Below are 11,619 nucleotides of genomic sequence, written 5' to 3'. Positions count from 1 at the left end.
CTCCCCAGGATGGCTCCATGAGCGAGCACGAGCTGTCCCCCGGAGCCCCTGCGCGACCCGCCGACGCCCATCGGACCGCGGGCACCGTAATGAAGGGCGTCCTCGTCGTGGCGGGCGTCGCGGCGGCGATCCTGCTGCTCTACATGGTCTTCTTCGTCGGCGTCTTCGTCATGGCCGGCTCCCGCTGATCACGGCACCGCGGGACGGCATGCCGATGCCCGGCCGACCTTCGCGGACGGCCGGGCACCGGCGGGGATCAGTGGATCCGCGGCGGGATCAGCGGGGCCAGCCGCAGTGGACATGGGTGGCGTGTCCGGCGTTCCCCGGCCCGAGCACCTCCGTGGCGCCGAGCTTCTTGCAGGCGGCCATCAGGTTCCGGTGCGGGGCGCCACTGCCGACATGGCGGCCGTTGATGTAGTTGATGTCGAAGGCGATTCCGGCGTAGTGCCGGGAGCGGCTGCTGTGGTCACCGCCGACGATCTCGGAGACCGCGATCCGGTAGCCGTACTGGGTCCGCAGCTTCAGCATCCCGTTGAGCATCCGGGTGTCCAGCGCGACCCGGCGGTGCGGCCGGTCGCCCCAGGGGCTGGTGAGCGCGCCCTTGCCGTGGGCGGTGTCGACGAGGTTCTGCCGGGCGGTGGACGCGGCGTGCCGGCCGCCGGCGTGGGCGGTGGCCGGCGCGATCCCCTTCGTCCCCAGGATCTGCTTCGCCAGCGCGGCCCGGTTGGGGGCGGCCGGGGCAGCGGTGGCGGAGGTGGTGGCCGCGGTGCCCATGAGGGCGGCGAGGGCGGCGACGCCGGCGATCAGGCGCGGCGCGATGGTGCGTACGGTGCGTACGGACATGGGTGACTCCTTGTCGGATGACGGTGGTTGGTGGATAGCGGTTGGTGGTTGGTGGGCGCTGGTTGATGGCTGGGTGGTTGGCGGTTGGTGGTTTCTGGGTGGGGCGCCGCCGGCCGGGGCAGGGGTCAGGACGCCATCACCCGGAGTTGGTCGCGGCTGCCGCGGAAGACGTTGCGGTCGCCGGTTCCCGGGATGCCGGGTGTGCGGCCATGTTCGGTGTGCTGCCAGAACGTCCAGGAGCTGCCGGCGCCCGGGACGGGCTGCGGCTCGTGGGTGCCGCTGCCGTAGCGCGCCAGCCACAGCGGATGGCCGGCGAAGACCCGGCCCCGGCCGCCCATGCACTCCTTCACGAAGGACGCCCGGGTGTAGACGATCGGCGTGACCCTGAAGGCCTTGCGCACCTCCCGGAGGAACACCGTCAGCTGCGCGGGACGCAACGCGCGGGGGCAGACCTCCCTGTGGTTCCGGCGCACCTTCTCCACGTCCAGTACGGGCGGCAGTTCACCCGCCCGGTTGCCGCGGTAGCCCGCCGCGCGGGCCGTGGCGATGAAGTGCCGGGCCTGCGCGGCCCCGTCGCCCGTGCTCCGGGGGTCGAAGAAGTGGTACGGCGCGCGCAGCAGCGACGTACGGGCGACCGCCGCGTGGTCGCGGGTGAACCACGGGTCCTTGTAGCCGGCGCCCTGGCTGGCCTTGAGGAAGACGAAGCTGTGCGTCCTCGCCACCCGGGTCCAGTCGATCCGCTCCTTCTCCCCCCGGCCGTGACTGTGGTGACTGGTGTCCACCCCCGCGACGGAGTACGACGCCGGTGACGCCGCCTGCGCCACCGGCACGGCCGTCGCCAAGGCGGCGAGCACGGTCCCGGCCGCGGTACAGGCAAGCGCGGTACTTACCCGAACGGGTGATGTCAGGGGCATAGTCATTTCCCTCGTTTCGTTGCTGCACAGGTTCCGTTGAGCCCCTCCGCTCCCGGATTCGCGCAGGCCGGAGCACCCCTGGGCAGGGGCGGGGACGGAGCGGGGGGTGCGCGGCCCGGTCGGCGGCGCCCCTCAACGATGCAGCAACGGCGGGGACTTCACTACGATCTGCCGGGCTCCGGCTCATGCATCGATGCAGCGACCCGATGCACTGCGCTGACCTGCGCTTATGCAGCTGCACTTGGCCGAGCGAGACAGCTGAGGACACTCGAACGCCCCGGGGGAAAGCATGACGGGACCAACCGGACCGGACCGGGAAGCGGTCCGCGCGCTGGCGGAACTGCTCAGGAAGTGGTGGGAGTTGTCGGCGCGGGAGGGACGTCCGAAGCCCACCCAGCAGTCGCTGGCCGGACGTCTGGGCATCGACCAGACCACCCTCTCCCGCTATCTCAACCCCCGTCACCCCTCCACCGCGCCGCTCAGGACCGTCGAACTCCTCCACACGGTGCTGCGCGCCCCGGCCGCCGACCTGCCCCGGGCCCGCGCCCTGGCCGAGGAGGCGGCCGCCGTACCGGCCCGTAAATCACCCCACCCGGCCGACCCCACCCCGGCGGACGCCACCCCGGCCGATGCCACCCCGGCGGACGCCAGCCCGGCGGACCCCACCCCGGCCGATGCCACCCCGGCCAATGAAGCCCCGGCCGACGCCGCAGCGGTGGTGGTGGCGCCCGCGCCCCGCCGTACGGCCACCACCCGCACGGCCTCCCTCCGCACCGCCCTCGCCTTCCTGGCCGTCCTCGCCCTCGGCGGCGGGATCGGCCTCGGCTGGAGCGCGTTCGCCCACCGCGCCGGCCAGGGCGGTCCGTCGGTCGCCGCCGCGGCCGCCTCGACCGGCCCCGCGGCCTCCCGCTGGCCGCTGGCCCGCAAGGGCGACCTGCTGTGGAAGGCCCGCACCGTCCAGTACCTGCTCCAGGCCCATGGCCATGCCGTCGAGGCCGACGGCGACTTCGGGGCGGCGACGGCGGCCGCCGTGAAGACGTTCCAGGCCGCCCACGGTCTGCTCGCCGACGGCAAGGTCGGCGCGCAGACCTGGTCGCACCTGATCATCCGGATCGACTCCCACAACGACCCGAAGCAGGCGGTCGTGGCCCTCCAGTACCTGCTCAACAACACCGGCACGGCCACCGACATCACCGGGATCTTCACCCCCTCCACCACCCGCTCCCTCGACACCTTCCAGCGCGCCCGGGCCCTGCCCGTGACCGGCGTCGCCGACCCCGCCACCTGGCGGGCCCTCCTCGCCTCACAGGGGCCCGCCATCCATCGCTGACGTCCGCCGCGGCGATGCGGCACACTGGACGTTTGGCCGTATCTGCGGTCGATGTCTGCGGTCGTGATCAACGGTCGAGGTCTGCGGCCGGTCTCAGCGGCCGCCGGCCGGGAAGCGAAAGGCGAGGCGCGTGAACGGACCCCTCATCGTCCAGAGCGACAAGACGCTGCTCCTGGAGGTGGACCACGAGCTGGCGGACGCCTGCCGGCGGGCCATCGCGCCCTTTGCCGAGCTGGAGCGGGCGCCGGAGCACATCCATACGTACCGGGTGACGCCGCTGGGGCTGTGGAACGCGCGGGCCGCCGGGCACGACGCCGAGCAGGTCGTGGACGCCCTGGTGCAGTTCTCGCGGTACCCCGTGCCGCATGCGCTGCTCGTCGACATCGCCGAGACGATGTCCCGCTACGGACGGCTGACGCTGGTCAAGCACCCCGCGCACGGCCTGGTGCTGAGCTCCACCGACCGTCCGGTGCTGGAGGAGATCCTGCGCTCGAAGAAGGTGCAGCCGCTGGTAGGGGCGCGGCTGGACCAGGACAACGTGGTCGTCCACCCCTCCGAGCGCGGGCAGATCAAGCAGACGCTGCTCAAGCTGGGCTGGCCCGCCGAGGACCTGGCCGGTTATGTCGACGGTGAGGCGCACCCGATCGAGCTGCGCGAGGACGGCTGGGCGCTGCGGCCCTACCAGCGGCAGGCCGTGGAGGGGTTCTGGCACGGCGGCTCGGGTGTGGTCGTGCTGCCGTGCGGCGCGGGCAAGACGCTGGTCGGGGCTGGCGCGATGGCGCAGGCCAAGGCGACCACGCTGATCCTGGTGACGAACACGGTCTCGGCCCGGCAGTGGAAGCACGAGCTGGTGAAGCGGACCTCGCTGAGCGAGGACGAGATCGGTGAGTACAGCGGGACGAAGAAGGAGATCCGGCCGGTCACCATCGCCACGTACCAGGTGCTGACGACCAAGCGGAAGGGCGTCTACCCGCATCTGGAGCTGTTCGACTCCCGGGACTGGGGCCTGATCGTCTACGACGAGGTGCATCTGCTGCCCGCCCCGGTCTTCAAGTTCACCGCCGATCTGCAGGCCCGGCGGCGGCTGGGGCTGACCGCGACGCTGGTCCGCGAGGACGGCCGGGAGTCGGATGTCTTCTCCCTCATCGGGCCCAAGCGGTTCGACGCCCCGTGGAAGGAGATCGAGGCGCAGGGCTACATCGCCCCCGCTGACTGTGTCGAGGTGCGGGTCAATCTGACCGACTCGGAGCGGCTGGCGTATGCGACGGCCGAGACCGAGGAGAAGTACCGCTTCTGTGCGACCACCGCCAGCAAGCAGTACGTGACCGAGGCGCTGGTGCGCCGGCACCAGGGCGAGCAGACGCTGGTCATCGGCCAGTACATCGACCAGCTGGACGAGCTGGGCGAGCATCTGGACGCCCCGGTGATCAAGGGCGAGACCACCAACGCGCAACGCGAGAAGCTCTTCGAAGCCTTCCGGCAGGGCGAGATCTCGGTGCTCGTGGTCTCCAAGGTCGCGAACTTCTCCGTCGACCTTCCCGAGGCGACGGTCGCGATCCAGGTGTCCGGCACCTTCGGCTCCCGCCAGGAGGAGGCCCAGCGGCTGGGCCGGGTGCTGCGCCCCAAGGCGGACGGGCACGAGGCGCGGTTCTATTCGGTCGTCGCGCGCGACACCATCGACCAGGACTTCGCGGCGCACCGCCAGCGCTTCCTGGCCGAGCAGGGGTACGCGTACCGGATCGTGGACGCGGACGAGCTGCTGGCGGCGGACGAGGACGTCTGAGGCCGCTCGGGCTCGGACCGCCCGGGCTCAGGCCGTCCGGGACGGGCTGACCGGCTCCCGGGCGGCGCGCGGCGCGGGCAGGCCGCCGCCCGGAGTCACCGGCGGCCGCCGTGTCCACCACACGACCGCGGCCAGCAGCGCCAGTCCGAGCAGGGGGTACGGGGACGCGAACGGCTGCTGCCACCAGCTGACCCGCAGATCGAGGTCGCCGGTGTGCGGCACGATCCACATCGTGCGGGCGGTGAAGGCGAGGGTGACGGCGGCCAGCAGCGCCCTGCGCCACGGGTCGCGCCGGGTGTGGGCGGCGAGCGCGATGAGCAGCGGCACACACCAGACCCAGTGGTGGGACCAACTGATCGGCGAGACCAGCAGCGCCGTGACGGCCGTACACAGCACGCCCCAGCCGTCCAGGCCGCGGCGCAGATAGACGCGGCGGGCGGCCCAGAGCCCGGCCGCCGCGGTCAGCAGCGCGGGCACCGCCCAGAGCAGGCCCGGCTCGGGCTGGTGCAGCACCCGGGTGATCAGGCCCTGCAGGGACTGGTTGTCGACGATCCAGACCTTGCCGACCCGGTCGGTCTCGAACATCCGCCGGGTCCAGAACTCGATGCTGGCACCGGGCAGGACCAGCCAGCCCAGCAGCACGGAGACCAGGAACCCGGCGAGCGCGGTGCAGGCGGCCTTCACCCGGCCGGTGACGAGGAGGTAGACGGCGAAGATCGCGGGGGTGAGCTTGATGCCGGCCGCGATGCCGGTGGCGAACCCCTTGAAGCGGGCGCCGTCCGGACGGGAGAGGTCCCACAGGACCAGGCAGGTCAGCGCGAGGTTGACCTGCCCGAAGACGAAGGTCTGGAAGACCGGCTCCAGCCAGAGGCCGAGCGCGGTGGCGGCCAGGAGGAAGGGCGCGGTGTGGGCGGCCTTGCGCAGCCCGGCGGCCTTGCACGAGAGGTGGATCAGCAGCGCGAGGAGTGCCGCGTTGACCAGCACGCAGACGATTTTGAGCGTGCCGAGCGAGAGCCAGGTGGTCGGTATGAAGAGCAGGGCGGCGAACGGCGGGTAGGTGGCCGGAAGGTGCCACTTGGTGACCGTGAAGCCGTAGAGATCACCGCCGGTGGCGGCGGCCGCGCCCTCGGCCCGGTAGACCGCTATGTCGGACATCGGCAGCGGCTGGACCTGGTAGAGCACCCAGAGTCCGGCGAATGACGCCAGGAGCAGCGCCGTGGCGAGCGCCAGTCGTCCGGGGTGGGCGATGCTCTGCGCCCAGGTCCGTCTCCATGTCCACGCCCCGTCGACGGCAGACACCCGCTGACCCCTCCCCGTTGCCCTGAGCGCGCCTACTGCGGTGACGCTAGTGGATCGAGACCGACCGTCCGTAACGGTTTCCGGTCATCCCGATGGCGACGCGGAGTCGGCTTTCCCGCACCCGATCGCGCAGGTGTTGCGCATGATCTGTACGTGCCTGGCCGGTACGTGTTTGATGCGGCTTCCTGCCCCATATTGTGCGCGGTGTGCGCGGGCAGGGGCGGCTGAGGCACGCGCTCGGCTACATCACGCGGTGCCGGGAAATCAGTCGTCCGCGTACTCACCCATGACGACGACGCTGAAGGCGGCCGACGCGAAGACCTTGATCGCGCGGAGGGCGTTGCCCACGACATAGCGGTGCTCATGGGCGGCCGCCGTATCGCGCTCGGGGCCGCCGCCCAGGGCCGTGGCGCCCTTGACCGGGTGGAGGGAGGCGGGGTGGACAGAACCTGGGGGAATCGCTGCGCTGCTCATGACTCCATGATGAAATTCACGCGATTGCAGCACATCGGTCCATAGGTCCATCTCTGAGGGCCGGACGTCCGCCTCCAGGCCCACCCCCTCCCCTACGGGGGACCTACGGCAGCCGGCCGCCGCGGAGCCCGCCGCGGCCCGCCGGAAATCCGTTGGCGCCGTCTTGCGGCGCTGACTACAATCGCGCGTCTGCCTGCCTCCCGTCGAGGAGTGCCGCCGACCGGTCGGAAACCGGCCGGCCCCTTCGCTTCACGCCGCTGAACCGCACACCGCCTGACCTGCGCTGTGCACCGACACCGGCCCGCCGCGCCGCGCTCATCGGCGCGCGCCCGCCGACGTACCCGCCACGGAGGCAACGCCGTGCCCTCGCACGCCCACCACCCGACGACGGAGCCGCGCACCGAGAGCTCCGGCCCCCGGCCGGGATCCGACGACCCGCTCCAGCGCGAAAAGTCCCACCTCGCCGCCTCCCGCTCCGCCCTGCGCGCGATGCGGGCGGACGCCGAAGCGCTGAACATCGCCGATGTCACCGCGAACTGGGTCAACGCCGAGGTCCTCCAGGGCGAGATCGACGCCCGGATCAAGGCGCTCGCCGACCTCTCCCACACCCCGCTCTTCTTCGGCCGCCTCGACTATCTCCACGCGCCCGGTCTCGAACTCGCCGAGGGCGCCGCGGGAGAGAACTTCTACATCGGCCGGCGGCATGTCCACGACGCCGACGGCGACCCCATGGTCATCGACTGGCGCGCGCCCGTCTCCCAGCCGTTCTACCGGGCCTCCAAGAAGGACCCGATGGACCTCAAGCTGCGCCGCCGTTTCGGTTACACGGGCGGTGAGCTGACCGCGTACGAGGACGAGCACCTCACCGACCCGACCGAGGCCGCCCGGACCAGCGCCCTGCTCCAGTCCGAGATCGAGCGTCCGCGCGTCGGCCCCATGCGGGACATCGTCGCCACCATCCAGCCGGAGCAGGACGAGATCGTGCGCGCCGGCATCGGCGGCTCGGTCTGTGTCCAGGGTGCTCCGGGCACCGGAAAGACGGCGGTCGGTCTGCACCGTGTCGCGTATCTGCTCTATGCGCACCGCGAGCGGCTGGCCCGCTCCGGCACCCTCGTCATCGGCCCGAACCGCTCCTTCCTGCACTACATCGAGCAGGTGCTGCCGGCCCTCGGCGAGCTGGAGGTCAAGCAGGCCACGGTCGACGACCTGGTCGGGCATGTGGAGGTGCGCGCCACGGACGAGGCGGCCGCCGCGACGGTCAAGGGCGACGCGCGGATGGCGGAGGTGCTGCGGCGGGCGGTGCGCTCGCACATCACGATGCCGCAGGAGCCGTGTGTGGTCGTCCGCGGCTCCCGCCGCTGGCGCGTACCGGCCTACGAACTGGAAGAGATCGTCCAGGAGTTGCGGGACCGGGAGATCCGCTACGGCGCGGCCCGCGAGGCGCTGCCGCAGCGGATCGCCCATGCCGTGCTCGTCCGGATGGAGCAGGCGGGCGAGGCCCCGGACGACCGGGTGCAGGACGCGGTGGCCCGTAACACCGCCGTGAAGGCCGCGGTCAAGGCGGTCTGGCCGCCGGTCGACCCGGCGAAGCTGGTGCTGCGGCTGCTGGGCGATGCGGAATTCCTCGCCGATCAGGCCGAGGGGATCCTGACCCCCGAGGAGCAGAAGACGATCCTGTGGACCAGGCCGGCCCGCAGCGTGAAGAGCGCCAAGTGGTCTTCCGCGGACGCGGTGTTGATCGACGAGGCGATGGACCTGGTGGCGCGCACACCGTCGCTCGGCCATGTGGTCCTCGACGAGGCCCAGGACCTCTCCCCCATGCAGTACCGCGCGGTCGGCCGCCGTTGCACGACCGGCTCCGCGACCATCCTCGGCGATATCGCCCAGGGCACCACCCCCTGGGCGACCGACACCTGGGAGGAGGCGCTGACGCACCTGGGCAAGCCCGGTTCGGCCGTCGAGGAACTCACCCAGGGCTTCCGCGTACCGCGCGAGGTCATCGCCTATGCGTCCCGGCTGCTGCCCGCCATCGCCCCCGACCTGACGGAGGCCACCTCGATCCGTGAGTCGGCGGGCGACTTCGCGATCCGTACGGTCGAGCCGGCGGACCTGACCGCCGCCACCCTCACGGCCTGCGACAACGCGCTGGCGAAGGAGGGCTCGATCGGACTGATCGCCGCGGAGGCCCGGATTCCGGCGCTGCGTACGGCCCTGGAGGCGGCGGGCGTGAGCTATCTGGCCCCCGGCGAGGAGACCTCGGCCGAGGCCCGGCTGACGCTCGTACCCGCCACCCTCGCCAAGGGTCTGGAGTACGACTACGTGGTCCTGGACGAGCCGGCCGCGATCGTCGACGGCGAACCGGACGAACGCACCGGGCTGCGCCGCCTGTACGTCTGCCTGACCCGGCCGGTGTCCGGACTGACGGTGATCCATGCGGCGCCACTGCCGGAGCAGTTGGCCGACCGCTGAGGCCCCGGGGTCGTGTGCCCGGGGCCGCCAGGGGTCGCCTGATGCCACGACGTCAGGCGACCTTGGCGCAGATCATGGTCCTCCCGTCGTACACGTTCCACGAGTAGCGGTAGCGCCCCGGCTCCCCAGGGCAGGCGCCGGTGCCCGCCGAGGCCCGCAGGACGGCCGTGACCTGCATGATGTAGCTGAACTCCCGGGGCACGCGGTCGGCGCTGCAGTTCCACGCGGTGAGCAGGTTCGCCGGCCCGGGGCGCCCGCCCTGGGCCTTGGCCAGGAAGCACTGGCCGTTACGGAACTGCCGCTCCACACACAGGTTGGCGGACGAGGAGCCCACCCCGCCGTGCCACCAGCTACCCCGTCCGCCGCCGGACGGGCAGCTCCCGGCCCTGGCCACCCGCAGCACCCGCAGATACGCACTGGCCGCCCCGCAACCGACCCGCACCGGCGCCGAACGACTCCAGTTGCCGTACCCGTCCTGGTACGCGTCGAGGCAGTCGCCGGCCCGTACGGCCGCGAAGGCCGCGTCGACCTGGCTGGGGGTACGGGAACCGGTCCCACCGCTGGTGGACGTGCCGGAGCCTGACGTTCCGGAGCCCGAGGTGCCACTCGTGGACGTCCCGGAGCCGGACGAGCCGGAGCCGGACGAGCCGCTCGTGGATGTACCGGAACTCGTTCCACCGCTCGTGTACGTACCGCTTGACGCCCCCGAACTCGTCCCGCCGCTCGAATACGTACCGCTCGACGAGCCGCTGGACGTACCGCTGGACGTACCGCTCGACGAGCCGGCGGTGTCCTCGGCGTTCCAGGGCTTCCAGAGGAAGACCACGAACGCGATGCACAGGAGCACCGCCCAGACGCAGCCGCCGCCGGACGAGGAGTTGGCGGGCTGCGGGGCGGGCGACGTCTTGGATGACGACGACATCTTGGACGCCGACGACGTCTTGGACGAAGGCGTCTTGGGCGACGCGGGCGCGGCGGTCTGCGCGGAGGCCGCCCGCCTCCGCTGCTCCCGCCGCGCGTCGTCGGTGCGCTTCTGCCGCTCCCGCTCGGCGCGTTCACGCCGCTGTTTCTCCGCGGCCTGCGCGGCCGCCCGCGCCCTGGCCTGCGCCCGCTTACGCTCCTCCGCCTCCTTGCGCTCCCGTGCCTTGCGCGCCGCCTGCTCCCGCTCGGCGCGGTCCCGCTCCTCCTGCTTCTGCCGCGCCGCCCGCTCCTCCTGCTTCCGGCGCGCGGCCTGCTCTTCCTGCTTCTGCCGCGCGGCCCGTTCCTCGGTGTAGACGCGGGTGGGATCCGGCGGCGGGACCTGTTGCGTCCACTCGTCGGCCGCGGGGGTCTGCGCGCCCCCGGCCGCGGCGCCCCCGGCTTTCCCTAAGGCCCGCCCCTGCGCCTCGTACTTCCCGATCAGTGCGGTCCACCGCTGCGGCAGCCAGCGCTCGCCGCGCCGCGAGGTCGGCATCCGGTCGAGTTCCTCCAGGAACTGCCGCAGCAGATCGGCGGGTTCGGGCCGCTCGTCCGGACCGGCGGACAGACACGGGCGGATCAGCGGGGCCAGTTCCCGGGGCAGCCCGGTCAGATCGAGTGCGCCGCGCTGTACGAGCGTCAGCAGCCGGATCGTGTCGTCGGTTTCGGGGTACGGCGGGCGGCCGACGGCCAGATAGAAGAGCGTCGCGCCCAGCGAGTACACATCGGACGCCGTGGTGGACGGCTCGGCACGGGCCTGCTCCGGCGAGGTGAAGGCGACGGTACCCAGCGTCAGCGACGTCCGCGTGATGTCGTTGGCGTGCGAGATGCCGAAGTCGATGAGCCGGGGCCCGGCCAGCGGCAGCAGGATGTTCTGGGGTTTGACGTCCCGGTGGACGATGCCCTCGTCGTGCAGGATCACCAGGGCCTGCGCGGTACCCGCCGCGATCCAGCGCACCGCGGAGCCGGGCAGCCGCCCCGCGCTGCGGACGAGCTCGGACAGCGCGGGCGCCGGTATGTACTCGATGGCCATCCAGGGCAGTTCGGCGTCCGGGTCGGCGTCGCGCACCCGGGCCGTATGGACGCTGTCGATCCGCCGGGCCAGCGTCACCTCGCGGGCGAACCGCCGCCGGTCGGTATCGCTGACGACGCCCTCGGCGAGCAGCGTCTTGACCGCGGCCAGCGACCCGTCGACCGTGGACCGCGCCAGATAGATCCGCCCCATGCCGCCCGACCCGAGCCGCCCCAGCATCCGGTAGACGCCGAGCCGCTGCGGGTCGTCTCCGCTGAGCGGCTTGACTCCCATACCTGTCATGCCGTGTCACCCTCCCCCTGGTCCCCCAACCGTGACACTCGTCAAACGGTCCCACGCCAAAGGGAGTTGAGGAAGCGGGCCGGACGGGCGCCCGAGGGCACGCCCGTCTCCCGTTCCGCCTCTGAAGGCCGCCCTCGTAGACCCCTCAGGTCTCGCGGGTCTCGCGGGCCTCGTGCGTCTTGCGGGTCTCGTGCGTCTTGCGGGTCTCCCGGATCTCTCGGATCTCCCAGCTCTT

9 protein-coding genes are annotated in these 11,619 nt (G+C 72.1%); 4 read left to right on the top strand and 5 right to left on the bottom strand.

Going from position 1 to position 11,619, the window contains the following annotated elements:
* Window positions 1–17 precede the first annotated feature (17 nt).
* A complete protein-coding gene (locus tag NUT86_RS24660) occupies window positions 18–188 on the top strand; it encodes a hypothetical protein (RefSeq protein WP_266447570.1) in 171 nt (56 codons plus the stop codon).
* A gap of 88 nt (window positions 189–276) precedes the next feature.
* Here NUT86_RS24660 and NUT86_RS24655 read toward each other — a convergent pair whose 3' ends face one another.
* A complete protein-coding gene (locus NUT86_RS24655; RefSeq protein WP_274737604.1) occupies window positions 277–843 on the bottom strand; it encodes a hypothetical protein in 567 nt (188 codons plus the stop codon).
* 125 nt (window positions 844–968) lie between these two features.
* Window positions 969–1,697: a glycoside hydrolase family 25 protein gene (locus NUT86_RS24650; RefSeq protein ID WP_274737602.1), complete on the bottom strand. Its 729-nt coding sequence runs from the start codon at window positions 1,695–1,697 to the stop codon at window positions 969–971.
* A 349-nt stretch (window positions 1,698–2,046) separates the two neighbouring features.
* Here NUT86_RS24650 and NUT86_RS24645 point away from each other — a divergent pair, with 349 nt between their 5' ends.
* Both NUT86_RS24645 and NUT86_RS24640 read left to right on the top strand, forming a co-directional pair.
* Window positions 2,047–3,087: a peptidoglycan-binding protein gene (locus tag NUT86_RS24645; protein WP_274737600.1), complete on the top strand. Its 1,041-nt coding sequence runs from the start codon at window positions 2,047–2,049 to the stop codon at window positions 3,085–3,087.
* 130 nt (window positions 3,088–3,217) lie between these two features.
* Window positions 3,218–4,870: a DNA repair helicase XPB gene (locus NUT86_RS24640; RefSeq protein ID WP_093645108.1), complete on the top strand. Its 1,653-nt coding sequence runs from the start codon at window positions 3,218–3,220 to the stop codon at window positions 4,868–4,870.
* A gap of 27 nt (window positions 4,871–4,897) precedes the next feature.
* On the opposite strand, the gene NUT86_RS24635 is transcribed toward NUT86_RS24640, so the two are convergent.
* Both NUT86_RS24635 and NUT86_RS24630 read right to left on the bottom strand, forming a co-directional pair.
* Window positions 4,898–6,169, bottom strand: coding sequence for a glycosyltransferase 87 family protein (locus tag NUT86_RS24635; RefSeq protein ID WP_274737598.1), 1,272 nt, complete (start codon window positions 6,167–6,169; stop codon window positions 4,898–4,900).
* Between the two features lie 264 nt (window positions 6,170–6,433).
* Window positions 6,434–6,643 carry a hypothetical protein gene (locus NUT86_RS24630; protein WP_274737597.1) on the bottom strand — a complete coding sequence of 70 codons (210 nt, stop codon included), beginning with the start codon at window positions 6,641–6,643 and terminating at the stop codon, window positions 6,434–6,436.
* Between the two features lie 360 nt (window positions 6,644–7,003).
* Between NUT86_RS24630 and NUT86_RS24625 the strand changes: the two genes are divergently transcribed.
* Window positions 7,004–9,112 (top strand): HelD family protein, encoded by a 2,109-nt coding sequence (locus NUT86_RS24625; protein WP_446750783.1) that lies wholly within the window; start codon window positions 7,004–7,006, stop codon window positions 9,110–9,112.
* A gap of 52 nt (window positions 9,113–9,164) precedes the next feature.
* On the opposite strand, the gene NUT86_RS24620 is transcribed toward NUT86_RS24625, so the two are convergent.
* Entirely contained in the window at window positions 9,165–11,384 is a 2,220-nt protein-coding gene (locus NUT86_RS24620) for a protein kinase domain-containing protein (protein ID WP_274737595.1), read from the bottom strand.
* Window positions 11,385–11,619 lie beyond the last annotated feature (235 nt).

The sequence above is a fragment of the Streptomyces sp. G7(2002) genome (assembly GCF_028870195.1).
GTDB classification, from domain to species: domain Bacteria; phylum Actinomycetota; class Actinomycetes; order Streptomycetales; family Streptomycetaceae; genus Streptomyces; species Streptomyces nigrescens.
This window is presented reverse-complemented; position numbering and strand designations above follow the sequence as displayed.